Origin of the sequence: Methanoregula sp., assembly GCA_041645435.1 — an archaeon.
Classification (GTDB): domain Archaea; phylum Halobacteriota; class Methanomicrobia; order Methanomicrobiales; family Methanospirillaceae; genus Methanoregula.
Genome location: JBAZQB010000004.1, coordinates 211,369 through 236,840, shown reverse-complemented (window position 1 = coordinate 236,840; position 25,472 = coordinate 211,369). Strand labels below are relative to the sequence as shown.

Genomic DNA, 25,472 nt, shown 5'->3' with positions numbered 1-25,472 from the left:
GAACCGGAAATCAGTTTCCCCGGATTCAGTAATACGGTAGATCTTTTCTTTACGGTTTCCCGGGGAATTTTCCTCATCAATGATCCCTGCATCGCTGAGGATGCCCACGAAACAGTGAAGAACCTTTTTTACCCTTGCAATAAATCATGCCAATACCCCGATATATGCTCCATCCATTAGTATAATAAACAGATACTGCCACATAGCATTACAAGAGTATTTGTGAATCGTGATACCATTCATGTATTCACCGGTTGATCTGCATGAACCATCCGCCAGATTCTGAACGGGCTATCTCTGACGTCATTGGTGCTATTGTCCTTATCAGTGTCATCGTTGCAGCGTTTGCCATTGTCGGGCTCATGGTACTCTCCCAGCCCCAGCCCCAGAAGATCCCTGCATTAAATACCATCATTTCGAGCAATGCGCAGGCAATAGATATTCACCATGGCGGGGGGGACTTGTTCAATAAGGCGGATATTGAGATCCTCGTCGACGGTGTTGATCGAACCGACTCGTTCAAAGTAGAGGGAACGGATGACTGGAGTACCTGGTCGGTTGGCCAGTCGCTCATCTGCACCGGTTGCGGTTCTTCTGACGCACTGGTCCAGATTGTGTACAAAGGTGGCGGTGTTTCCCAGCTGATCGCTCAGACCGGGGAGCAGTCACTGATTGGATCTCTCATCCCTGCCCCGGTTGTGACAGCAATAACCCCGAACACGGGGAATGCCGGAACCGTGGTATCGATTACGAACCTTGCCGGGTCTAATTTTTTCAGTGGGGCAACGGTAAGATTAAGCCGGTCTGGATACGCGGACATCACCGCGTCGAATGTGGTTGTCGTATCTGAAACCAAAATCACCTGTAACATCGACCTTTCCGGGTCAACGGGGGTATGGGATGTTGTTGTCACCAATCCCGGCGGGCCTTCCGGCACCCTTAACAATGGATTCACCATACTGGCGTCCTCACCTCCGGTTGCAGACTTCTCGGGTACACCATTATCAGGTACGGTCCCTCTCACCGTGTCATTCACCGATGCATCAGCTAATTTCCCGGATACATGGCACTGGGATTTTGGGGATGGGAACTGGTCAAATTCCCAGGATCCCACCTTCATCTACCAGATACCAGGTACCTATTCGGTGAGCCTGACTGCGACCAATACCGCTGGCACTAATCTCACAGTAAAGACGAATTACATCACGGTAAATCCCGTCGTGTATTACACGATCAATGCAACAGCAACTCCGCCCGGGGGTTCAATCTCACCCTCCGGTGCGGTGAGCGTTGTAGCCGGGAACAACCAGGACTTCACGATAAGTGCCGATACCGGATACCATATCGCAGATGTTCGTGTTGACAGTGTGTCTCAGGGTATCATACCGAATTACACATTTACGAATGTGGTAGCGAATCACACTATCAATGCCACGTTTGCGATCAACCAGTACACGATCACCGCGACCAGTGGAGCAAACGGCAATGTCACACCGGCCGGGCTGACGCTCGTGAACTATGGATCAAACCAGACGTATAATATCACCCCGATCACCGGGTATCACGTAGCTGATGTCCTTGTCAACAACGTGACTGTGGGAGCAGTAACAACATATCAGTTCACGAATGTGGTAGCGAATCACACTATCAATGCCACGTTTGCCATCAACCAGTACACGATCACCCCCTCCATAACCGGTGGAAACGGCGTAATCAGCCCAGACACCGTCCAGACGGTAGATTATGGAGCCACGCCGACCTTCAACTTTACACCGGCACTCAATTATCACCTGTATAACATCACCGTGAATGGTTTCGCGGTCGCGCCTACAGGAAACAACAGTTATACCTTCCCGCCGGTGACGGCTAACAAGACCATTGTCGGAAGGTTCATGATCGATCCACCGGTCGCGAATTTCACCGGCACCCCCCTGACCGGAGGGATTCCCCTCAATGTTTCCTTTACCGATTTATCAACGAACTCGCCGACATCATGGCTCTGGAACTTTGGCGATGGGCAGTATTCGAGCCTCCAGAATCCCACCAATACCTATGCGCTTGGAGGAAATTATTCAGTGCGGCTGGAAGCGACAAATGCAGGCGGAACCAATGTTTCGGTAAAAGAAGGGTATATCTTTACGTATATTCCCGCAGTTGCCAACTTTACCGGGTCGCCGACATCCGGGCCGGTATCGCTGACCGTATTCTTCACTGACAGTTCAACAGGTTCGCCTTCCAGCTGGCACTGGAACTTTGGCGATTTCGCCATGGTGAACACCTCGACAAACCAGAACCCGGGTCACACGTATGATCCGGTGGGCCTCTACTCCGTGAACCTTACGGTGGCAAATTCCTTTAGCAGCAGCTATCTCCTCCGTACCAATTACATCAACGCGACCGTGGCGCCACCGGTTGCTGGTATCTACAACAATACTGACAACATTGGCCTTGCCCCGCTTACGGTTGAATTCTGGGACATGTCAAGCAATGACCCGACATCCTATCTCTGGCACTTCAATGATGGACAGCCGGATGAAACCACCATGGATGCGACTCATACGTTTACCAACCCGGGCACCTACAACGTGAGCCATACCGCAACCAATATCGGCGGAAGCGACACAGCCTACATGATAGTCACCGTAATCGCGCCTCCGACGGTCACCAGTGTCGCACCGGCAGCCGGCTCGACAAGTGGTAGCAATACAGTAACGATCATCGGTACGAACTTAATTGGAGCGAGTTCAGCCCTCTTTGGCGGCTCATCGGCTACCGGAGTTTCTGTTATCAACGCGACGGCGGTCTCAGCGATCACGCCTGCCCATACAGCCGGAGCCGTTTACGTTAACGTCACAACACCCAATGGCACTGCTATCGGGACGAACGTATTTACCTATGTGGCTCCCCCGACGGTCACCAGCGTCGCACCATCGACCGGCCCGGTAGGGGGCGGTCGAACGGTAACGATTATCGGTACGAACTTACTCGGAGCAAATGCAGCCCTCTTTGGCGGTACAGCAGCAACCGGGATTTCCGTTATCAACGCGACGGCGATCTCCGCGATCACACCCGCCCATGCACTCGGAGCTGTTTATGTTAACGTCACTACACCCAACGGCACTGCAATCGGGCCGAACCTATACACCTATGTGGGAGCCCCGACGATCACCGGCATCTCACCGCAATATGGCATACGAGCCAGTGGCACGCGGGTAAACATCACCGGTACGAACCTGGTCGGTGCGAACTCAGGCGGGGCGAACGGAGTAACGTTTGGAAGCAGCGCAGCAACCATCAACGCTAACACCGCCACTGTGATCAATATGACCGCTCCGGCGGGTACGGGAACGGTAACGGTCACCCTTACGACACCCAATGGCACAGCCACGACTACCTATAACTTCTTCATCATCCGGAAATTCATCGCATCAACTTCCTGGACCGGGCCCACTGGTATGGTTGGAATTGACTACCTTGTCGTAGCAGGCGGCGGTGGTGGAGGCGGACTTGGTGGTGGCGGTGGCGCCGGGGGAGTCCGGATGGGCACGTTAACAACCGGATTAACCGGTGCCAAGACCGTAACGATTGGTGCCGGTGGAGCGGGTGGAACAACCGCCCGTGCTTCAAACGGGGGCAACTCGGTATTTGCAACTATTACCGCAACCGGCGGGGGTGGAGGAGGTACCAGCAGTGGCACTTCGACAGTCGCTACCGGAGCTGCAGGGGGTTCCGGCGGGGGTGGTGCCAGAAACAGGGCTGGCGGAGCGGGAACAGCAGGTCAAGGAAATATTGGTGGAACGGGTGGCGGGGGGACAACTCCTTATGAGGGCGGCGGTGGCGGCGGCAATTTATCTGCGGGTGTTACTGCTACCAATCTTGTTGGTGGAGCCGGGGGCGCAGGCAGGGACTATTCCGCAACATTCGGAACTGATTTTGGCGTAAGCGGAGTAGTTGCCGGAGGCGGCGGTGGCGGTGTCGCTCAGGGAACCGCGGGCGCTGGCGGTGCAGGTGGCGGTGGCGCTGGTGCTGTTGGTACTGCTGCAGTCAACGCTGGTACGGTAAATACCGGAGGTGGCGGTGGAGGCAGCGGGGCGACAACTGTTCGTGGGGGCAGTGGCGGCTCCGGTGTCGTCGTCATCAGGTACTATTAATCCCTGATTGTGGCCGGGTAGTAAGCGGATAGCACAAGAGAAGACGTCAGCTACAACTCAATGCTTCCATTTTTTTGGAGAGGAGCTTATCGCACGCTGCATGCGTTCCGCTTATCTGTATCGGCTGGATATTCCGGTTTGTGATAGAGCCAGAGATTCAGGTTTCGCTTTTTTTGTTCTCGGTCCCATGCACTACATTCGGGATCATGACAGCCTCTGTCACCGGTCACGCAAACCCGCATCATGTGCCGGATTGTACCTCCACGTCACGTTCAGCGAGTTTCGTAGTGATCCGCGGATGATGCAGCTCAAGGCTCTCTTTGCTTGAGAGTGTTGTTTGAGAATGTGATGTATCAGTCATCGCTGGATGAAAAATTATTTACTTCCGGAAAAAGAATTCCGGAAAATTTCACCAACAAGAAAAAATCCGGAATTGTTTTTTTAAGCGTGAGAAAAATTTTCAGAAAATATGGCTCTGTTGAATCGGGCATGAACGATTAAGTTCACACCCAAACCATGAAAATCGTTTTTATGATTCTCTCCCGCCGCTCGGGCATCCCCCAATATTGCGATAACCCTCATAAGGTTGATGAGAATTTTTTTTTTAAAAAGGGGGTCAAGGGGATGCTCCCCTTGGGCTGCATCCCCCTCTGGGAGAGAGGGGGTCATCGCCATATCAGCCGCAGAGAATAGACAAGCAATGGGAAAAAGAGGATTTCAACAGAGCCGAAAATTTTTAAAAATCTGGATAAGCCCCCCACAAAACAAATCTATCCAAACTTAAAAAAATAACCGACAAACCCTGCAAAAAGCCATTTTTCTCCGACGTGATCGCAATATAAGGTCACCAAGGGCATTTGCAGACCATTTCTGCTGAAAAACCTCCTCAAATATATGTCAAAATCAGATGCCATTAAAAGCCCGCTAATTAAACAGATTTTATTCTGTTTAAATCGCTTATTTTTCGAAAATAATCGTTTTAATCGATATTTTCTAAAGATGTTGACACTTTGCACTTGGGTCCATGGTTTTCTGATCCAAAAACGGCAATCGGGACCCGGATTGAACCCCAAATACCTCATCTCCCGGGCATCAGTATCAATCTCCAATATCCGGATTTCGGAGAGTCAGACACTTTAATGGATCCCATGTAAGGGCAAATACTCCAGGAGTTTTCGATCGAACAGGGGGTCATTTACCCCAAAACGGAGCCCGAAATGGATGAATCTGGGAATCGGGGGCTGGAAAATGCCCGGATTCGGGGTGCTGTGAACTCGGGACTGGTTATGGTTTTGGACAATTTTCAGGGAGGGGGCAAGATGGGGGAAATGAAGTGAACGGCAAACGCGTGCGAAGGATTAGAAAAAAGGGGATTTTTTTGGAAAACACACCGAATAAACTGCTCGCAGAGTGAAAAAGTTGCGGCAGCCATCGCTAAAGGAAAAAATTTACTGCTGAAAAAAATCCGGAAAAATTTTCCCGGTGTCAGAAAACATTTTTGTCAAGAGGGTGAAAAGTCAAAATGTACATCAATATCCAGGGTTAATGAATGCCAGTTTTATAATCTCTCAACTACGTAAGCCCGAATCTCTTTTACCGCTTAAGCCCGGCAACACCCCAACTCCCATCTCATTTTATATCGATGAGCAAAGTTAAGGTAAAAAAGGAATGTTCATTATCAATAACATCAAATATCGATTTTATCTATTGCTGTAAATTTTATTGAATTACCTTAGCGTAAGAATCAAACAACGTATACATGCGGTGGGAGGAAAGAATGAACACAAACCGTAAACAAATGAGATGGATTCCTGTTAGTATCCTGATCCTGGCAGGATTGTTGCTGATTGGTGGCGTGTCAGCAAGTGAATTCGGACCATGGTCGTTTCAGACCGTGGACAGTTACAAGCATGTTGGACAATATTCATCCGTTGCCCTGGATGCAGCGGGCAATCCTGCGATCAGCTACTATGATCAGACGTATGGGGATCTGAAGTATGCCTCCTGGGACGGGACCAGGTGGAATATCACCACTGTAGACTGTTCCAAGCGTGAGAGCAAAAACAAATGGTTCTTCTGGGACCGGAGTCATGACAGTACTCAAACCCCTGAATATCTTTCCTGTTTCCACGGAACCCAGAAGGTGGGCAAGTATTCCTCCCTTGCCTTCGACAATAACGGTAAGCCACGCATCAGCTACTATGACGAGTCGAACAAGAACCTGCTGTATGCTGCATGGGACGGGACAAAATGGGTCATCGAAACGGTTGACGGATCCAAGGCTGTAAAAGGACATAACTGGAAGAACTGGGATGGAGATCACAACCGGATTGATGACCGTTCCGTAAAGGTTGGACAATATACTTCCCTTGCCTTTGACAACACCGGCAAGCCACGCATCAGCTACTATGACGAGTCAAAGGGTGACCTGAAATATGCATCCTGGGATGGAAGCAAGTGGATCCTAACGACAGTTGACGGATCCCTGGCTGAGAAAGGACGGAAGAACTGGGATAACGATCGCGACAGGGTTGATACCCGTTCCGTAAAGGTTGGAGAGTATTCCTCACTGGCCCTTGACAGCAGCAATAAGCCAAGCATCAGCTACTATGACGAGACGAACAAGAACCTGAAGTATGCTGCCTGGGACGGAAGCAAGTGGGTCATCGAAACGGTTGACGGTTTGAAGAAAGGGGAAGGACAGAACAAATATCACTGGGATGGCGATCATAACAGGATTGATGACCGTTCCAGGAATGTTGGGAAATTTTCCTCCCTCGCCCTTGACAGCAGTGGCAAGCCATGTATCAGCTACTATGACCAGTCGGACAAGAACCTGCTGTATGCTGCCTGGGACGGAAACCAGTGGAACATTACCACGGTCGACAGTTCCAAGAGAGTGGGTGAATATGCATCCCTTGCACTGGATGCGAACGGTAACCCGCGTATCAGCTATTACGATGCATCTCACAGGGATCTGAAATTTGCTTCATGGAATAGTACAAATTCCATCTGGGTTACTGAGACGGTGGACAGTTCCGGAAAAGTCGGGAGCTTTACATCCCTTGTACTGGACTCGCAGGGGGCTCCGGGGATCAGCTACTACGACCAGTCGAACAAGGATCTGAAATATGCTGCCGGGAAAGGGCAGACGCAAACCCCGACAGCCCCGATCGTGACCGGAATCTCACCGGCAAGTGGACCGGTGAGCGGTGGTACCGTTGTAACGATCACCGGTACCGGGTTTACTGGTGCAACAAATGTCATATTCGGAGACTATGAAGGCACCAACCCGATCGTAAACTCGGATACAAGCATCAGCATCACTTCTCCCGCCAATCAGGCCGGTACCGTTCATGTAACGGTCATCACCCTCACAGGTGGCTCCAGCGCTACTTCCCCAGCTGATCAGTTCACGTATATTGTTGTCCCAACGATAACCAGCATCTCACCGGTAAGTGGACCTGATATCGGGGGTACCGTTGTAACGATCACCGGTACGAGCCTTAACGGCGCAACCGCAGTAACCTTTGACGGGACACCGGCTAGCACATTCTCGGTTATCAACGAGACTTCAATCTCCGCGACCTCACCGGCTCATGCAGCGGGAGCCGTTAACGTTAATGTCACCACACCCAACGGCGCTGCAACAGGGACATATACCTATATAACTCTCCCGACCGTGACTGACATCTCACCGGCAAGTGGACCGGTGAGCGGCGGTACCGTTGTAACGATCACCGGAACGAACCTTATCGGTACAAATGCAGTAACATTTGACGGGACACCGGCTACCGCTTCCTCGGCAATCAACGAGACTTCAATCTCCGCGACCTCACCGGCTCATGCAGCGGGAGCCGTTAGCGTTGTCGTCACCACTCCCAACGGCACTGCAACCGGGACATATACCTATGTAATTCCCCCAACCGTGACCGGCATCTCACCGGCACGTGGCCCTGCGAGTGGCGATACCGTTGTAACGATCTCCGGTACGAACCTTAACGGCGCAACCACAGTAACCTTTGACGGGATACCGGCTACCGCTTTCTCGGCAGACAGCGATACTACGATCACTGCGACCACACCGGCTCATGCAGCGGGAGCCGTTAACGTTGTCGTCACCACCCTTACCGGCGCTGCAACCGGGACATATACCTATATCGGAGGTCCGACCGTATCCAGCATTACTCCAGCCACAGGAGTTGCGGGTGAATTAGTAACGATAACTGACCTTGCTGGCACGAACTTTGTTGAAGGTACGACACCGGAAGTCTGGCTAGCAAAAACGGGAGAAAAGAATATTAATGCGACCAATGTCTTCGTGGTCAACCCCAATCAGATCACCTGTACAATTCAGCTCGCCCCCTACAGTAACACATTACCCGGGAAATGGGATGTCGGGGTAAAGAATTCGGACGGGCAGTCCGGGTCACAATCTGCTTTATTCACTCTGACAAACCCTGCTCCATTGGTAAGTTCCATCGAACCAAACAGCGGCATTAACGGAACCATAATCCATGTAGTAAATGTTACGGGCCAGAACTTTGGCTTTGGGACCAACCCGATCATATGGCTGTCAAAAGATGGGCAAAGTGATATTATGGCATCAGATGTGCATATCTACGGTACGACCAGTTTGGACTTCTTACTCAATATTCCCGTAACAGCTGAGGCTGGGGTGTGGGATCTCCATGTCAGGAGCCAGGACGGGCAAACCACGGCATATCTCGGCCAGTTCACGGTAATATCGGGACTTCCTGAAGGTTTCATCTGGGACTGGACTACTGATGGCTGGGATGGCTGGACGTATTCATCTTCATATTCGGGAACGGAGTCGTATTCGGTAATCGGCCCGGATATTGTTAGTGGCAATGGTATATACGGCGTGTCACTTCCTGCGGGCACAAGAAATAAAGTGGTGACATCCACGGTCTCGAAAACCTTTACCGCCCCAGCGGGTTCCCAGTGGAGTACTTTGACCTTCAACGGTCTGCTCAGTTCCTCTGATAATGATGGCGGAAGATCGTTGAACATTAAAGTGAATAGTTTGGACGTGTATCCTGAAACAACAGCCGCAACAGACCCTACGCTCAACGGTCAGCAGGAATTCACCATTACGAAGCCATTCGACAGGGCGAATGAGGTAATTGTCACCATAATAAGTAAGGGAACGGTATTGAAAAAGACTACATTCGTGTATACAACGCAGTTCAATTCATTGACCCTGAGCTGAGAAAAGACCATCGCAATGCTTGATGAAAACAAAGGCACCGGCTGTCAAACCCGATAGTTCACTCGGGAACGCGACAGCTGGTACATGAGGGAATATCCCTCTTTTTTATTTTTTGATGTAACCCCATATTCCTTGGTGAGATTATTCACGGGGGTATTTTTTGTCCTGTCAGGAATGGATTGTTATTCGTTCAGAGAGATCACGATGCACCAATCATATATTCCGTCAGGAATATCCAGACGGTACCAGGAAACAGGGGTTGTGTTGCACCGGTGGATAGCAGAGATATTCTCTCTATTGATTCAGATAACAACCAGGACTTAGCCACATCAAAGAGCCGGGAGCGGCTCGTTCTGTCGTAAGCCGTTCATGGATACTGCCCGGCGGCAATCCCTGTTGACCCTCTCATACTATCGCTTAATTTATTTACTAATCCGACCATCGATTGTATATCTGGATAAGAGCACAAAACAGCCAACAACCCTGCTGGATCTCTCCCCTCGGTTATTGACCAGATGAGAACATACACCCGTGCGGGAAATGTCTTAAAAAATTCCCAAAACAATTCAATCGCGAAGGAGTATCGTATGACCCCCCTACCCCCCAATAAAGAAAGGTTGCTGAAGATTGTTGGGGCACTCATAGGTATTGCGATTATTGGCCTTGTCCTTGCGGTCATTGCGATGGGTGCTTTTTCGACACCCCCGCAAAAGGAGAGCCCTCCCGTGAATATAACACCGGCTCCTCCCTCAATAATTTCTGTCATCACCCCGCCCTCAGGCGGTTTAGGGACACTGGTACCGGTAACCATTGAGGGTAAGGATTTTTCCTATGGCCCGTCACCGTCCATCTGGCTGGCAAAACAGGGTGAACGCGATGTCAGCGCAACCGATGTGGCGGTAGTCTCACCAACCCTGATCAAGTGCACGTTCCCGCTCACTGCATCGTCCATGTCGGCCGGGCAGTGGGATGTTTTTTTGAAGAACGTTAACGAACAGTACGGGTCAAAGATCGGCGTGTTCACCGTAACAAACGAAATTTCGCCCCCCCTGAAGTGGAACTGGTCTGCTGACGGCTGGGGGGACTGGCAACATGCTGCTTTATGTAAAGGAACGACGAGAAAGGAGACCGGATCCTGTTCGGAATATGGCCCGTTCATGGAAAACGGCTTCGGCGTACAGGGATCAAGTGTTACTTACGACAGGGTTCAAACAGAATCCAGTGTCTGGAAGACCTTTACCGCTCCATCCGGTACCCGGTGGAATACCCTTACCTTCAACGGTCTGCTCAGTTCCTCTAAGCTACCTCGCGCACGATGGATGGCCGTCGAGGTGAATGGTGAGAGGATATTTTATGCCAATGCCACCCAGACACCCCCGGGCAACGGCCAGGCATTTACCATTACACAGTCATTCAACCCTGCAAATAGTGTAACGGTCATGATATCAGGCGGGCAGGACCCGACATGGGGCACAACGATGTTTACCATGCAGTTCGATACATTGACCCTGAGTTGAGAAGAGAACGCGCCAATGCTTATGACGGCCTGGCTGTGAAAGCAGCGGATAACTTTCAGCCAGACCCGGACCCGTGATCCAGGAGAATAATAACCCGGTGCTGCAACAACTCTATCGAGAAAGAGTGTAGGGGATCATCTGCATAATTCACGTACCCACGGGTAATGCCACATGACCCATCCACCGGATTCTGAACAGCCCGCGTCTGAAATTGTCGGTGCGATTATCCTTATCGGGGTTATTGTTATGGTTTTTGCCTTTGCAGGGATCCTGCTGTTCTCCCAGCCCCCGTCCCAGAAACTCCCTACCTTGAGCGTCACTACATCCATCAACGGGCGGGTAATAGATATTCACCATAACGGCGGGGATATCCTGTCGCACCCGGATATGTATATTCTTGTCAATGATGCACGACAGGATTTTTCCAAGAATAACGATCCTTCCTGGACAACATGGTCTGTCGGAGAATCCCTGGAATATGAGGTTCCCGGTACCGTTCCGATCTCATCGATAAAAGTTATTTATGACAGCTCAGGTACATCCGCTGTATTATACTCTGCCAGTTTCGAAACCTCTGCACTACCGGCCACGGTTACCACGACGCCCCCCATTATTACCCATACTATCGTCGCATCAGCAGGAGCCGGTGGATCGATCAGTCCGTCGGGCTCAGTGATCGCATCTGATGGATCCGATCAGAGCTTCACCATAACCCCGTCACCTGGCTATCATATTGCAGATGTTTTTGTTGACAGCGTGTCACAGGGAACCCTCTCCAATTATTTCTTCACAAATGTGGAGGCCGACCACACGATCTCGGCATCGTTTGCGATCAACACGTACACGATAACGGCGAGTGCCGGAGCAAATGGAACGATCACTCCGGCTGGAGTAATGACCGTCACCTATGGAGCCATGCCGGCCTACACCATAACACCGGATACCAGCTATCATGTCGAAGATGTCCTGGTTAACGGCACTTCAGTGGGAGCGGTAACGAAGTATCTCTTCCCGCCCGTGACCACCAACAAGACGATCTCAGCAATGTTTGCCCGGAATTCACGGGCACAAATATACTACGAAGGCTTTGAATCCGGATCAACCGGGTGGGTACTTAACGGTGCCTCCCGCCAGAATGGCATTGTCCCGAAGAACCAGACCTGGAGCATGCGACTCAGAAACACCAACAGTATGTACCGGCCCACCACAACAGCGAATTATGAATCCATTGTTGTGCAATTTGCCTGGACAGCCCAAAGTCTAGACAGCATCTCGGAGACCGTCCTGGCGGAGTATTCAACGGATGGCGGAGCGAACTGGAATACCCTTTCACAGATCACCGGACCCACCGCGAGTCCAACAACACTCACCATTGTCACCTCCGCGACACTTCCCGCAAGTGCCGGCAACAATGCCAACTTCCAGCTGCGATTCCGCATCACCGGCAATAACAACAATGACCTTCTCTATGTCGATGACGTAAAGATAACCGCAATCCCCATGTAAGGATATCAGCCCCCACTCTCCCCCAGCGGGGGAGGCAGTCCGGGTGGTGCGTCCAGTCTACAAGGGAACATGCAGGTCGATCAAACCCTTTGGTTTCTTTGTTTCCAGCCGCGAGATTAATGTCCCGTCTTTATAGACTTCAGCTACCATTTTTCCATTGGATGCGTCTGCCTTCTCGATTGACCCCTCAACGATACCAACATTTGCCGGTATCTCATATAACTGGTCCCCGGTACCCTCTATCGGTGTAAAGAGTCCCCGTCCCCCGATCGATCCGGAATAATACCCGGGATAATATACCCGAACCCATACACCGCCGGGGGGAATACTGATCTGGGGAAGGAAATCTTCAGGGGCCCGGATGTTCGGAATCGGGACAGGAGTAATTGCCACAACAGTCGTTGCCGCAGCATTCGTGATATCTTCTGGCCGGGTCGAAACCAGATCGATCACCCCAAAGGGGGACTTGGTACTCCTCCGTGAGATCAGCGTCCCGTCTTTGTAGATGTTGACTTCCATTTTATCTGCAGATCCGTCCAGTTTCGAAATTGATCCGAATATTGTGGAGGGGTCAGTAACTGACAACTGGTAGAACTTTGTCCCGGACCCACTTGCCTCGATTATTGTCCCACCGGTACTGATGGTCCCGGAGAAATTACCGGGATACTGCATCTGTACCCAGACTCCGTTGGCAGGAATATTGCTCTGGGGAAGTAACTCAACCGGGGCTGGGGTAACCTGAGGTTCGGGTGTCGGAGTCGGGGAGGGACTTGTGGGGCTGGGGCTCACACTCGTTACCGCTGAGGAGGTCGTGTTCTTCAGGAGGGTTTGGGGGGGCTCATGCAGCGTTTGTGCCATGAGGGCCACGCCAATGATAAAAACAACAAGAATAATGAATAGCGCGGTGATGGTCGTAAGGGGGGATAGCTCACGGGGCTCATCATCTTCAAGGGATTGTTTGTTATTACGTGATGGGCCAATAATGGTCCATTCCGGTACTGCCGGGCGGTTGGCCTGTTCTTCAACAACCAGCATCCCCGCGTTTTTCCGATCTATCCTGCTTAATTGAACACGAATTGCCAGCGGGCTCATGCCCTCAACCGGGATATTCTGATCTTTGAGGACTGCGATGCATCTCTCGAGTTCAACAATATTCTGATAGCCGGTCGAGCGGACAAAGATGAGTTCCAGTGTCCGGTGCTCTCCACCGGGAGAGGTTATCGTGAGCGTGATAATGGGCTCCCGTAATTTATTTACGCCGGATTCTGCCAGACCAATATCGGCATACGGGATCTCTTCATGGATGCGGCCCGTTTCACTTGCAACAACGATGAGGCGTCTGCTGGTAAGTACGGCTTCGTGCCTGACGCCATTGATAATAATCGTCTGCGTCTTCTGAAGTATCGCTTCATCGCTGTTCAGGTTGAGGTCATCCATGGCACTACATTTAACTATAAATCTGAACTATAAAAACCAATTCGGATTTAAGATACATCTACACCGGTTTTAAATAGTTTTTTGGTAGTTGTGGCAACCGGGCGGGTATGCGGGGGACCCCCCGGAGAGTCCGTCCATTCAGCATAGGGGAACACGATCCAACCGTACGCAGTCGTGTGTAAAAAATCCCGCCCGGATACGCATAGTCCGCTATTCATTTGCGGCGCCGGGTTTATGGATCCCGGTATTCCGGCTCACCAGTACATTGTACGCATCATGCTTCGGGTTGTGCCGGACGAGCACGCTCTCTAGTTCGAGGATTGTCCCGTACGGTGCCGAGACGATCGCCTCATTCTCCGGTGTCACATGGTACGCGGGCACCACCGCATATACCGGTGTATCTGCCGTGCCATCGCAGAGCTTGAACACCATCGTCTTGCCATCCCCCAGGTTCCCTGACATCTTGGCTGCAATGAGATTGATCCGTTTCTCCACGTGGCGGCGGATCTGGGACAACCGCAGGACCCGGGAACCAGTGGGCACCCGGTAAGAGTTCCGGGCTTTTCCGTCCTTCCTGAGCACCACGTACGTGTACTTGATATCGATGTTGAGATACCGGAACGGCTCTTCACCGGATGCAAGTATCCCCATCATCCGGGTGGGCTGGATGTTCCGGCTGGTGGCAAAACTCCAGCACCGGTCCGGCGTGCAGTTCGTCCCCCAGATAAATGTGCAGGGGCTGTGAATCGTCAATCCCCGTTTCTTTAACGCAAGCGAGAGCAGCCGCAACTGGGCAGAGTTGGTCTCTTCGGCAGGCTCAATAATGAGGATCGTGCCATCCGGTGCAAGCCTCCCGGCCAGTTTCATCACGAGATCCGCCCGCCGGTCAAGCGACACATCGCTGATCTCGTTGAGCACATTGGAAAAGATCATCAGGTCGATCTGCTGCGGGATTTTTGCCGGATCAAGGGTGGTGAGATCCGCCTTTATCGGGGGCTTGATACTGACATTGCCCCCTTTCTGCGTGCACTGCTCCCGCAGGTACATGAACGCCTCGATGTGCTCTTCCGAACGTTCTACCGAGTACACCGTTGCCGTAGCACCATCCAGCCGGGAATAGAAATCTGCAATCGCAAGGGGCACGACCCCTGGGCCGGTACCGGCATCCAGCACGGTCATTGAGTTCTTCAGCAGCCCGTCACAAGCGAGCATGGCGAGGATGTGCTGGGTCTGTACATAGTAGACCGGAAAATGGTACGCGAGATAGCCCAGCACATGGTATGCCTTGGTGTACTGCAGCGATCGCTGGTGCGTCGGCTTCCAGTAATCCGACTTCTGGGCAACAATTGCCCTGCGGAGCCGCTCGAGAATTATCGGGTCGGTCAGCTCCTTTCCCACTTTTTTGGGAATGTACTGCTCGATCGCTGCTTCGAGTGCCGGGGGAAGGCGGCGGGTTGCAAAAAACGCATCCTGCCTCTCCTGCTCTGCCGGGTTCAGGGTATACTCCTCTGCCGGAACCTTCCGTGAGATCTCATAGTCTGCTCCCGTCTTTTTTGCCACAAGGTTCAGTTCGTCCAACAGGGGGGTGATGAGGGTCAGTAGTTTTTCAACCGGGTGTTTTTTTTCAAGGTACGGCACGATCTCCGAGAGTAAAAAGACCGGTTTGGTGCCGGCCACGTATTTTATGGTGGAGATGAGCTGCTTATCGGTCATAGTTGCCGGTTACTTGGTGATAGACCCTATTACATCTTTTGTGTCACTCATTACTCCGCTGTTCAGCACAGATCGGCCGTTGCACCCGTCCCGCAGGAATTCCCTGCCGTTCGTTGCTGATCCCTCCCCCGCTTTTAAACGCATAGGTAATCTCGGCCCACGCCCGCTCCAGCAGTTCCCGGTAGTACGGGATATCAAAGCGTTCTGCGTTCCATGCAGGGTCCACCCGGTACGTGCGTGCATCCCGCACCACATACCGGATCTTCATGCCCGGCGCGACAGGCACCCCGCATTCCCGGTATGCATTCACCGCAGCGCCTTCAATGCAGCGGTGGGCATACGTGAGCCGGCTGATTCTCCGGCTGATGGCCATATCCTGTGCGGGGGCAGACGGGAGCTGCTGAACCGCGTTGTGGTATATCGCGTTCACCTGATCCCATACTCCGGTGAGTTCCGCAATCGTTGCCGCCTTCCCCATGACAGCGAGCATGTCGCCCTGCATTGTCCGTATATATTCCGGGGTGTCATGCCGGCGTGCGGCAATGCCCCGCACCTTCACGCTGCCATCAGAAAGCCTGCCATAGTAGCGGTTGTAGGCCCCCAGTCCGTCATTAAGCGGCAGGAAGACTAACCAGGTGAAATGTTCGACTTCGGTTGACAACCCGGTCTCGCGGTTGACCCGCTCCTGCAGTGCTGCAACCGGCGCACCCTGCACCCAGAGGCAGTCCACAATCCCGTGGAGGACGCAAAAGCCCATCGCTTCGGCAATATCCTTGGTGCGCAGGAGGATATCGCGCGATCGCCCGGTGATCCCCTCGTGCACCTCGATCCTGCCGAACTTTGCGTTCTTGTAGCCCGTGTAGCCGAAGCAGGTGACCAGCATCCACTTGAGGATCGCATCGATGCCGGCCAGGGACGGGTCGGTCTTTTTCAGCTGCTTTGTCCGTATCCGCAGGTCAAGCAGGGGTTCAAGGGCCGTGGGGAGAAAACCCCGGCGCTGCTGTTCCGGCTGGCCGATGGTCTCCGGTGACAGGTTTGCCTTAACGATGATGGAGGGGTACATGGAGGTGAAATCGATCTCGTCCACCCCGGCAAAGATGCCGGGCTCCGGCTGGAACATCATCCCGCCCCGGTCCGCAGTCCGGAGCTGGGAGAATTTCCGCAGGACTTCAGCATCGCTCTTCCTGAACGGCACAACAATTCCCCTTCGCACCGCTTCATAGGTCTCGTAGCTGGAGATGAGCGTGCCCGGGGTGAACCGGGACGCAAGGCTGGGCGAGAGTCCCGTGAGCCGGGAGGCCATGAGCACCCCGGCAAGCCCTCCCTCGCGGTATACAAACGACTGTTCGGTATCGATCAGGATCCTGCCGTATGGTATGAGTGCTGCTTCCTTGTGCTCGACCCTGCCATAGCTCCAGTAGGAGCGCGAGTCCATGGTGCGATACTTCCCGTTCCGGGAAAACGGCATTGTAAGGCCCAGTACCCCGGCCCGTACCTGTAGTTTTGAGATCCAGCGATCGGCATCGGTCATCAGGATCAGGTCCGGGTCAGATGCAGCAACGAGCCCGAAGAGATCGGCAAGCACATCCCGCTCCGGCCCGTGCAGCCGCTCGGTGCGCCCGCAGATGATCTCAATATCCGAGCAGGTCCGATCACGGGCCGGGTCATCATGGATCCGGATCTCCATGCTGTTCAGGCCGTGCCCGAACACGGGGAAGAACCGGGCCTCCGGGTCGGCACAGCAGGGAACAATTCCCCGCTCGGCCATGAAGCGCTGGTCGCGTCGCACGTCCACGTTGAAGAGCTGCGCAGCAAACTGTGTCTGCTGCTCGATCGCCTCTGCCACCCGCCTGCCGGCAAAAACCCTGTACCCCTCGCAGTTGCCAAAGATAGTGGTAAACGTGCAGGGCTCCGCACGGTAGTGCTCCTCTAAGGCTTCGATCATTTCATGATGTAAGTCCGGGTCCTTAAGCTGGAGATAAAACGGCGGATCATAATCGTGATGGCACTTCTGCACCGTTCCCTCCTTGTGCCACAGGTCCACGCCCCCGCTCCGGAACGCTGAGTCAAGGATCCACATCGCGTTTTTCTCCCCGCGCTCCCGTATCCGGGTCAGCGCATGACGGTGTTTGCTGCACTTCCTGTTGCCTGAGTATTCCCATGAGCACCGAGAAGACCGCAGCCTCCAGCGGATCATCGCAGCCATAGAATGCCTCGCTTGCATGCAGCCGGGCCAGCGCTACCACCCTCTCGCCATACGGCTGATCATCTTTCCTGAGCGCCCGCGTGGCCCGGGCCCAGCGATCTATCGGGCCCTTTACCCCCTGCCGGACGCTCGCAAAACTCCTGCCCGTCTCCTACACCTCCAGCGTCTTCTGGGCTTTTTGCACCACACCACCCTTCCGGCAGGAGCGCTGGCTTGCAAAACCAAAACGGTCCGGGGCCGGGCCCTCGGGCAGAATCTCAATGATCCGGTCCGCCTGCCGGATCAGTGCGGCAAAGGACCGGTCGCTGGCCGGCGCCCACAGGATCACCATGGCTTCCCTGCCGGCCTGCCTGAGCGCTGATGCGATCGGGCCGAGCAGGCGCTCTGCCCCGTCAAAGAGCGTGGGGTCATGCTCGACAAAGACAATCGTGTGGCTCGCCTCGTGGATGACCGTTAAGAGCTGGTCTGCGGTAAACGGTCGCCGGACTTCGAAATTGTTCGATGTGCGGCCAATGCCCGAGAGGATGCGCGAGTAGTTGCCGCAGATGTAGAGGAAGAGAAAACGCTGGAGATCGGCGTTGCTGTTGAGCGCAGCGAGGATCTTTTTTTCCGGTGCAATTACCGCCGTGAAACTGCCCGGGTGCAGGGTGATCCCTTTGGAGAGCTCGATCAGCATAGCACCGGATCCCTGCTGCACCGGGCGGGATAAGGCTCAGGCTCGCGGGGGGTGAAAGTGTTTTGGAAGGCATCGTAAGATTGATGAGCGGGTGGACAAGAAGTGGAATGTAATGTGCGGCAGGTATTCCCTCATCTGCATTGATGATCTCGGCAACCGCTTCCGCATCTTCAACCCGATGCTCGGTGCCCGCTCGAAGTTCAATATCGCGCCCGGTACCCGGCAGCCGGTGATCGTGCAGGGGGTTTCCGGCAGGGAACTTAAGCAGATGCAGTGGGGCCTTGTACCGCACTGGACAAGGAGCTTCAAGGCGGCGCACCCGATCATCAATGCCCGGGCAGAGTCCCTTGCGGAAAAACTCATGTTTGCCACCCTGTTAAAAACGAAGCGCTGTCTCGTGCCGGCCAGCGGCTTTTTTGAGTGGAAGCACGAGGGGGCAAGAAAGCTCCCGTTCTATATCCAGGTAAACGACCAGCCACTCTTTGCTTTTGCCGGGCTGTACGATGAGTGGCACGATCCTGCAGGAACGGACCTTGCCACGTACACGATCATCACGACAGAGCCCAATACCTTAATGGCAACGGTGCACAACCGGATGCCGGTTATTGTTTCGCAGGATCACGAGGAGGAGTGGCTTTCCGGCGAACAACTGGACACGGGACACCTTAAGGATATGCTCATACCGTACCCTGCAGAAAAGATGGCCATGCATCCGGTCTCCCCGCTCGTGAATTCCCCTTCAGCCGATGACGAGCGGCTGATCCACCCTCTTTTTGGGCTCACCGGGTAAACGTACCCCAACGTATGCCGGATAATGAATCATCCGGAATATCCGCAGAAGACCCTGCATCATTCTTCCATGCAGGGGGAACGATGATTTCGTGGCATACCCTGTGTCCGGAATTCACGAGCCACCCGGGCGACCCCTGCACCGCATGCATGACTTCCTGCCCGTACTTCCATAAAGGAGAACGGTGAATTACTGGTATGCTGTTGGATCATTGCCCGGGTGCGGCGAACCTGCGCACCCCCACGCTTGCAATCAAAAAGTGTCCCCGGTGCGGAGAGGAAGTGGAACTGTTCTCAAACGACATCTCCGTGAAATGCAGCTGCGGTTTTGTGGTCTATAACGACATCGAATCCTGCATTCAGTGGTGCACACATGCCAAGGAATGCGTTGGTGACGAGATGTACAATAAAATCATGGCACAGAAAAACGTGCCCGAACAGAAAAAATAGGTTCTTCGCTATTTCATGTGGGTAGAATATGTTACTAAAAATTTGTTTGTGATGTTCCCCCGCCTCAGGGCCTCTCTTTAGGCACGGCGGGGAAAGGAGGTTTTAACTTTTGGCTCTGGAGAAAACCCATTTTACGAATATATTGCCCCCCTCTTGCGCCACCAGTCCCCCATTGGGGGACGGGCGCAGTGCGATAGCCCGGGTAAGGTTACAAGTAATACGTCGTCATCACAATGAGGAGGCGCCCCGTCGGGGGCGGCGGCGTTCATCACATTTTGGGGTATGGGGGCATCAGCCCCCATCTTTGTAATCTACCTGATACTTACGTTACCCATTTAAAAATCGCGAAGAACCAAAAAATGAGATTACCGGTGATTGTCAGGTTCAGGCAGGACAACCGATTAATGTTCCTAAAAATCCTCTTTTCAGGTATCCGGGTTTTCCTTCGGGCCCGTTGATCCGCCTTCCATCGATCCCACCAGTACCAGGATCGCGGGCATCACGATGATCGCACCGGCAAGGGCAAAAAAGACCGAGATGACGGTTACCGTGCCGAAATTGCTGATGATGCCAAAGGCAGAGACCATGAGAGCGGCAAACCCAAAGACCGTGGTCATGCCCGAGACGGTAATCGCGGTGCCGATCTTCTCAATACTATACTGGATTGCCGGCAGCAGCGCGAGGCCGTTCTGCCGTTCTTCATAGTACCGCTCCATGATCAGGATCGTGTATTCCGAAGCGACACCGACCGACATCGAGCCAAGTGTTGCGGTGAGCGGGGTATAATCGATGGCAAGCATGTACATGATGAGGCCATTCCAGCCTACGATCATGATGATTGGGACCAACGGGGTTGCCGCTTTGGCAAATTTCCGGTAGATGATGTAGAGGAAGCCAAAGATCATCCCAAAACCAAGGATGGTCATGAATGTCTTCCCATCCCGGATCTCGCGGATCAGGTTGGTAAACATCTCCCACATGCCTGTGAAGGATGCGTGGATGCCCGGAGGAGGTGCCTTCCATGCGAGATCTTTTTTCATCTGCTCGATCGTTGACATGGCGATATCATTGGGCATGGCAATGAAGGTGAACTCGATAACAGCCTCGGTGTTCCAGCTCACGTACCGGTCACGGATCTGCGGGGGAATCTTTTTCATAACGGCATCGATCTCAGGGGCCGTCTGCGGCAGAACCCCGTCATTGTACTGGACAAGGTAGGTTGCAATGCTCGTTGAGCTCGTGATCTTGGGATTGTGCGTCTCTTCGTACTGCTGGAACTCATACATCCAGCGGACAGAATCCGGGGAGAGAAGATCGCTTCCCTGCACCAGCACGGGGACGCTGGAGGTCTCGCCCATCGTGCGCCTGATCTTGTCAAGGTTCACCTTTGCCGGCATATCAGCAGGGACAAAGGTCTTCTCATCGGTGTTGACAATGATCTCGTTGTCCAGCTGGAACCCGATGACAGCAAACAGGATGCAGATGATCAGGACCGGAACCGCATTCCGGGATACCGTTTTCACGACCCTGCCCACGAGCTCATTATACCGGTCGATATTCGATTTTGCGGTATCGGATTTTTTCTGTACCTGCTCTGTTACAGGACGGTAATTTACCAGGAGGGCAAAAACCGGCACAACCACGATCGCCGCAAGGTAACAGCAGATGATCCCGATCACGCAGGTCAGGCCGAAACTGCGGATCATGGGGAGCGGCGAGATGGACAGGGCGAGAAAACCCATAGCAGTGGCAATCATTGCATACAGCACGGATGGCCCGGCTTTGGTAATGGTTGTGGTAACCGCTTCAGCAATGGGTGATTTTCGAATCTCTTCATCAAATCGCGAATGGAACTGGATCGCGTAATCGATCCCGATCCCTATCATGACCGGGAAAGCACCGATGGTCACCATCGTGATCTGCATGCCCGAAAACCCAATAACCCCGAAGGTCAGGATGAGACCGGTCCCCACGATGAAGACCGAGAGAAGGCGGTACCGGACGTGCCCGAAAAGCAGGCCTACAGCGATCACCATGAGGATCATGGCAACAAGGATGAGTTCCCCCATGGACGTGCTCATTTCATCAGACGTTTCTTTGTTGTAGGCCTGGTTGCCCGAGACAACCACGCTCACCCCGGGAGGACGGTCGGAAAGACTTACCCTCTTATTGATGTTATCCACAAGCGTGAATGCCTGGGCATCCTTAAGTCCCTGGTCAACGGTAACGACAGAGATGGTCATGGTCCGGGAGGGGACGTAAAGGGTGAGAATCTCTGGGGGCACCTCTTCTTCAAGCCGGGAGATATCGGCCTTGCTGGTGGGAAGCATGCCACCATTCCGGTCCTTGACCAAATCGGAGATGCCGGAGGCTCCAGTGACATAGCGCTCCTGTGAAATATCCCGCTGGAGGCGGTCGATATAAGCGAGCACATCCGGGCTCATCACATCGTCAGACTCAATGAGGATCAGCACACTGTCGGACTGGAACGTCTTGGTGTATTTGTCGAGAAGCATCCCGCGCCGGGTGTCCTTGTCGAGGTAGGTATCCGTACCCGTAGCCATGGTGATCATGGTCATGCCGTAGAGCGCTATGATAAGCAGCAGGCAGAAAATGACTGCCAGATGTTTCGGGCGGGTGACGATGAGGGAAGCGAGCGCGTCAAACGGGTTGAACATGAGTGTCCTGCGGTGAAGTGGGAGAATGACTATCTGTATGTTAGGAGCTCGACTACAAAAAGGAGTGCGGTTTATACGAGGGGATCTGGTGAGAGAAAAAGAGTATCCAACCTGATGTCGTGAGTGACCCCGCGTGCGGATCGGGATTTTTATTCCTTAAAAAAATCAGAGGGCGAGCATCCGCTCGATCGCCCCGCGGGCACGCACCGCAATCTCTTCCGGAACTGTAATGCGGGGGCGGAGGGCCTGTAACGCGTCCCGCACTTTTTCAAGATCGGTCTTTTTCATGTTCCGGCAGACAGATGCCTGCGAGAGCGGGTAGCACCGTTTCTCCGGGCACTCCTTTGCGAGCCGGTGCAGGATGCCGACTTCTGTTCCGATAATAAATTCCTGTGAGGGAGATGTGCAGACATGGTGGATGATACCGGAGGTGCTTGCCACGTGATCCGCAAGATCGATTATTTCGGGGCGACATTCCGGGTGAACAAGCAGCACCGCACCCGGGTGCGCCTTTCGGGCTGTCGCGACCTGCGCCGGGGTGATCTGGTCGTGCACGATACAGAATCCTTCCCAGGGCAGGACTTCCTTTTTTGTGAACCGGGCTGCATAACGCCCGAGGTTCCGGTCGGGCACGAAGATCACGCGATCCTGCTCTACCGAGTTGACCACTTTTACGGCATTTGAAGAAGTGCAGCAGATGTCGCTCTCAGCCTTGACTTCTGCAGTGGTATTGACGTAGCAGACCACGGCAGCGTCCGGGTTGCGGGCTTTTGCGAACCGCAGCTCTTCTGCCGAGATCATCTGCGCCATCGGGCAGCAGGCATCGGGAGCGGGAAGCAAAACGGTCTTGTCCGGCGAGAGAATGGCCGCGGTCTCGGCCATGAAATCCACGCCGCAGAAAACGATCACCTCGCCTTCCATGGTGGCCGCAGCCCGCGAGAGTTCAAGCGAATCCCCGCAGAGATCGGCGATGTCCTGCACTTCCGGCAACTGGTAGTTATGGACAAGGATGATGGCATCCCGCTCTTTTTTCAGGGAGTGAATCTCATCCATTAGTGAAGTGGCCGGCACGTAATTGAACGCTCCTGTTTTGTATACATGCGATCCCGGGTCTCAAAAAGCTGGCGTGTGGGGAAATTTATGAACGGGCACGCCCAACTATTCCCTGCTCTCTGATGAAAATCATCCTTCCTGACAGAACAATACAGCAGATGCCCGGCGATCCGGTCCGTATCAGCCGGATCCTGGACCAGCTCGGCATCCACCCGGCCGAGGTGATCGTATCGCGGAACGGGACACTGGTTCCCGAGGATGCAGAAGCGGGTGGCAACGACGAGATCCGGATCATCCGCATAGCGCACGGGGGATGAATGGCACAGGGCGAACGCGTACCGGCAGGAACGGAACGGTGCTCGCTCTGCGGAGAACCGCCGGTCATTCTCTTACACGACCCGGAGCGACATCTCTGCGCAGCTCATCTCATTGCTGAGGTAGAGGAACGGGTAGCACAAACGATCCGTGAGCGAGAACTCATTAAACCGCATGACCGGATCGCCGTTGCGCTGAGCGGCGGCAAGGACAGCACCGCACTCCTTGTGATCCTTTCCCGACTCCTCCCGGCATGGGAGGATGTGAGGCTTGTTGCCATCACCGTGGACGAAGGGATTGCAGGCTACCGCGATGACACGATCCGGGCGGCAGAGGACCTGACCAGAAAAACCGGCACGGAACATGTGTGCGTCTCATTTAAGGATCTTATCGGCGATGATCTCGATGCCCTTTTGGTCGGGCGCGAGACGCAGGCATGCTCTGTCTGCGGGATCCTGCGCAGGAAAGCACTCTCGGTTGCGGCGTATAAGGCAGGTGCAGCCAGGATTGCCACCGGCCATAATCTCGATGACGAAGCCCAGTCAGTCCTGATGAACACGCTCCGGGGTGACCTGCCCCGCCTGGTCCGCACCAGCGATGCGGACTCTTCTGACTGCTTTATTCCCCGGATCAAACCCCTTGCCGATATTGCAGAAAAAGAGATTGCTGCGTACCTGTTCGTGCAGGACCTCTTTCCCTTCCTTCCCGAGTGCCCGTATACCCGCTATGCCCTGAGATTAGAGGTGCGATCCATGCTCTCTGCCCTTGAACAGAAACATCCCGGCACCATGCGTAACCTGATAAAAAGCAAACGGGCGATAGAAAAACAGGTGGGCCGGAGTGCCATGTCCGAACCCCTGAAACGCTGCCGGCAGTGCGGGGATCCCTGCAGCGGGGAACTCTGCCAGGTGTGCAGCCTGCGGCAATCACTGGGAAAGTGACGGCATGCCCTGCACGCGCTCGGAGTGCGTGTAGATTACCATCTTTGTACTGCGGACAAAACCGACAACGCACAGGCCGGTCTTTGCGGCGATCTCGATCGCAAGGGTAGTTGTGGCCCCCCGGGAGATTACGATCGGGATATTTGCGATCAGGCATTTACGGACCATCTCTGAGGAGATACGCCCGGAACAGATCGCATAGGTCCGGGAGAGATCCACGTTGTTTCTCAGGCCATACCCGATCACCCGGTCGAGCGCATTATGCCGCCCGATATCTTCCGAGCGGGCAATCACGCCATCGGCAGACGCAAGTCCTACAACGTGGATGCCACCGGTTTTATCGTGCAACTCGGAATCAAGAATTCCCCGTATTGTTCCGCTGATGATGGTTGAAGGGATGGAAAAGTCGGATTTGATGGAGGGCAGTTTTGCGGTATCGATGAACGATGCACTGCCGCCGCAGCCGGAGAGGATCGTCTTTTTTGGGCCCAGCACCTTGAAGAGGTTCTTTGTGATGACGCTGAGGCGGTTCTTCTCGATCCTGATCGATTCGATCTCGTCTATTCCCCTGATGATCTGTTCCGTAAAGAGATACCCGGTGACAAAATCCTCCAGCTGCACGGGGCTCATCATGGCGGTCATCGCGTGCCTGCCATTGATAAAAAGGGCATACGGGATCTCTTCGATCACTTCGTGGGTGGCAGATCCCGCTTTTTCCCCATCCACCTTTATGCAGGGCACGTGCCTGAACATTGCCTCCCCTTTACTCTCTCCATCTTTGTGTGCGGTCATTGCTGTCCTTATCCT

General features: G+C 53.7%; 17 protein-coding genes. 9 read left to right on the top strand and 8 right to left on the bottom strand.

Annotated elements, in window-relative coordinates; genetic code table 11:
• Positions 1 to 263: 263 nt before the first annotated feature.
• The 4 genes from WC593_10060 to WC593_10045 all read left to right on the top strand — a co-directional run bounded on the left by WC593_10060 (position 264) and on the right by WC593_10045 (position 12,407).
• Complete coding sequence (locus WC593_10060) at positions 264 to 4,151, top strand: PKD domain-containing protein (protein ID MFA4825483.1); 3,888 nt, start codon at positions 264 to 266, stop codon at positions 4,149 to 4,151.
• A 1,798-nt stretch (positions 4,152 to 5,949) separates the two neighbouring features.
• Entirely contained in the window at positions 5,950 to 9,384 is a 3,435-nt protein-coding gene (locus tag WC593_10055; GenBank protein ID MFA4825482.1) for an IPT/TIG domain-containing protein, read from the top strand.
• Between the two features lie 587 nt (positions 9,385 to 9,971).
• Positions 9,972 to 10,901, top strand: a complete 930-nt coding sequence (locus WC593_10050; GenBank protein MFA4825481.1) for a hypothetical protein — start codon at positions 9,972 to 9,974, stop codon at positions 10,899 to 10,901.
• A gap of 171 nt (positions 10,902 to 11,072) precedes the next feature.
• Positions 11,073 to 12,407: a type IV pilin gene (locus WC593_10045; protein MFA4825480.1), complete on the top strand. Its 1,335-nt coding sequence runs from the start codon at positions 11,073 to 11,075 to the stop codon at positions 12,405 to 12,407.
• A gap of 57 nt (positions 12,408 to 12,464) precedes the next feature.
• Here WC593_10045 and WC593_10040 read toward each other — a convergent pair whose 3' ends face one another.
• The 5 genes from WC593_10040 to WC593_10020 all read right to left on the bottom strand — a co-directional run bounded on the left by WC593_10040 (position 12,465) and on the right by WC593_10020 (position 18,439).
• Complete coding sequence (locus WC593_10040; protein ID MFA4825479.1) at positions 12,465 to 13,844, bottom strand: hypothetical protein; 1,380 nt, start codon at positions 13,842 to 13,844, stop codon at positions 12,465 to 12,467.
• 210 nt (positions 13,845 to 14,054) lie between these two features.
• A complete protein-coding gene (locus WC593_10035) occupies positions 14,055 to 15,557 on the bottom strand; it encodes a class I SAM-dependent methyltransferase (protein MFA4825478.1) in 1,503 nt (500 codons plus the stop codon).
• A gap of 43 nt (positions 15,558 to 15,600) precedes the next feature.
• Positions 15,601 to 17,637, bottom strand: coding sequence for a type B DNA-directed DNA polymerase (locus tag WC593_10030; protein MFA4825477.1), 2,037 nt, complete (start codon positions 17,635 to 17,637; stop codon positions 15,601 to 15,603).
• The gene (locus tag WC593_10025) at positions 17,624 to 17,803 is read right to left on the bottom strand and encodes a hypothetical protein (protein ID MFA4825476.1); all 180 of its coding nucleotides are present in this window, start codon (positions 17,801 to 17,803) and stop codon (positions 17,624 to 17,626) included. Before WC593_10025 ends, WC593_10030 begins: the two co-directional genes overlap by 14 nt.
• Positions 17,804 to 17,914: 111 nt before the next feature.
• Positions 17,915 to 18,439 (bottom strand): hypothetical protein, encoded by a 525-nt coding sequence (locus WC593_10020; protein MFA4825475.1) that lies wholly within the window; start codon positions 18,437 to 18,439, stop codon positions 17,915 to 17,917.
• 91 nt (positions 18,440 to 18,530) lie between these two features.
• Between WC593_10020 and WC593_10015 the strand changes: the two genes are divergently transcribed.
• From WC593_10015 to WC593_10005, 3 genes are read left to right on the top strand one after another with little or no spacing between them, the layout of a single operon-like run.
• A complete protein-coding gene (locus tag WC593_10015) occupies positions 18,531 to 19,229 on the top strand; it encodes an SOS response-associated peptidase (GenBank protein MFA4825474.1) in 699 nt (232 codons plus the stop codon).
• Positions 19,230 to 19,243: 14 nt separating this feature from the next.
• A complete protein-coding gene (locus WC593_10010) occupies positions 19,244 to 19,417 on the top strand; it encodes a hypothetical protein (protein MFA4825473.1) in 174 nt (57 codons plus the stop codon).
• A 9-nt stretch (positions 19,418 to 19,426) separates the two neighbouring features.
• Complete coding sequence (locus WC593_10005; GenBank protein MFA4825472.1) at positions 19,427 to 19,678, top strand: hypothetical protein; 252 nt, start codon at positions 19,427 to 19,429, stop codon at positions 19,676 to 19,678.
• A 425-nt stretch (positions 19,679 to 20,103) separates the two neighbouring features.
• Here the strand turns inward: WC593_10005 and WC593_10000 are convergent, their stop codons facing one another.
• On the bottom strand, positions 20,104 to 22,356 hold the full coding sequence (locus WC593_10000; GenBank protein MFA4825471.1) for a hydrophobe/amphiphile efflux-3 (HAE3) family transporter: 2,253 nt from the start codon (positions 22,354 to 22,356) through the stop codon (positions 20,104 to 20,106).
• 165 nt (positions 22,357 to 22,521) lie between these two features.
• Positions 22,522 to 23,409, bottom strand: coding sequence for a quinolinate synthase NadA (gene nadA, locus WC593_09995; GenBank protein MFA4825470.1), 888 nt, complete (start codon positions 23,407 to 23,409; stop codon positions 22,522 to 22,524).
• Positions 23,410 to 23,531: 122 nt separating this feature from the next.
• On the opposite strand from nadA, the gene WC593_09990 reads away from it, so the two are divergent.
• Positions 23,532 to 23,726, top strand: a complete 195-nt coding sequence (locus WC593_09990) for a MoaD/ThiS family protein (GenBank protein MFA4825469.1) — start codon at positions 23,532 to 23,534, stop codon at positions 23,724 to 23,726.
• Positions 23,727 to 24,665, top strand: a complete 939-nt coding sequence (locus WC593_09985; GenBank protein ID MFA4825468.1) for a TIGR00269 family protein — start codon at positions 23,727 to 23,729, stop codon at positions 24,663 to 24,665. It begins immediately after the preceding gene.
• Here WC593_09985 and fdhD read toward each other — a convergent pair.
• Positions 24,651 to 25,457 (bottom strand): formate dehydrogenase accessory sulfurtransferase FdhD, encoded by an 807-nt coding sequence (gene fdhD / locus WC593_09980; GenBank protein ID MFA4825467.1) that lies wholly within the window; start codon positions 25,455 to 25,457, stop codon positions 24,651 to 24,653. The genes WC593_09985 and fdhD overlap by 15 nt on opposite strands.
• Positions 25,458 to 25,472: the final 15 nt, after the last annotated feature.

Bases quoted from the DNA above. Each gene is read 5' to 3' on its own strand.
- WC593_09985 (MFA4825468.1), top strand. From the start codon at position 23,727: ATGGCACAGGGCGAACGCGTACCGGCAGGAACGGAACGGTGCTCGCTC.
- WC593_10040 (MFA4825479.1), bottom strand. From the start codon at position 13,844: ATGGATGACCTCAACCTGAACAGCGATGAAGCGATACTTCAGAAGACG.
- nadA (MFA4825470.1), bottom strand. From the start codon at position 23,409: ATGGATGAGATTCACTCCCTGAAAAAAGAGCGGGATGCCATCATCCTT.
- WC593_10045 (MFA4825480.1), top strand. From the start codon at position 11,073: ATGACCCATCCACCGGATTCTGAACAGCCCGCGTCTGAAATTGTCGGT.
- fdhD (MFA4825467.1), bottom strand. From the start codon at position 25,457: ATGACCGCACACAAAGATGGAGAGAGTAAAGGGGAGGCAATGTTCAGG.
- WC593_10030 (MFA4825477.1), bottom strand. From the start codon at position 17,637: ATGTGGATCCTTGACTCAGCGTTCCGGAGCGGGGGCGTGGACCTGTGG.
- WC593_10005 (MFA4825472.1), top strand. From the start codon at position 19,427: ATGCTGTTGGATCATTGCCCGGGTGCGGCGAACCTGCGCACCCCCACG.
- WC593_10000 (MFA4825471.1), bottom strand. From the start codon at position 22,356: ATGTTCAACCCGTTTGACGCGCTCGCTTCCCTCATCGTCACCCGCCCG.
- WC593_10055 (MFA4825482.1), top strand. From the start codon at position 5,950: ATGAGATGGATTCCTGTTAGTATCCTGATCCTGGCAGGATTGTTGCTG.
- WC593_10010 (MFA4825473.1), top strand. From the start codon at position 19,244: ATGCCGGATAATGAATCATCCGGAATATCCGCAGAAGACCCTGCATCA.
- WC593_09990 (MFA4825469.1), top strand. From the start codon at position 23,532: ATGAAAATCATCCTTCCTGACAGAACAATACAGCAGATGCCCGGCGAT.
- WC593_10060 (MFA4825483.1), top strand. From the start codon at position 264: ATGAACCATCCGCCAGATTCTGAACGGGCTATCTCTGACGTCATTGGT.
- WC593_10020 (MFA4825475.1), bottom strand. From the start codon at position 18,439: ATGCTGATCGAGCTCTCCAAAGGGATCACCCTGCACCCGGGCAGTTTC.
- WC593_10050 (MFA4825481.1), top strand. From the start codon at position 9,972: ATGACCCCCCTACCCCCCAATAAAGAAAGGTTGCTGAAGATTGTTGGG.
- WC593_10035 (MFA4825478.1), bottom strand. From the start codon at position 15,557: ATGACCGATAAGCAGCTCATCTCCACCATAAAATACGTGGCCGGCACC.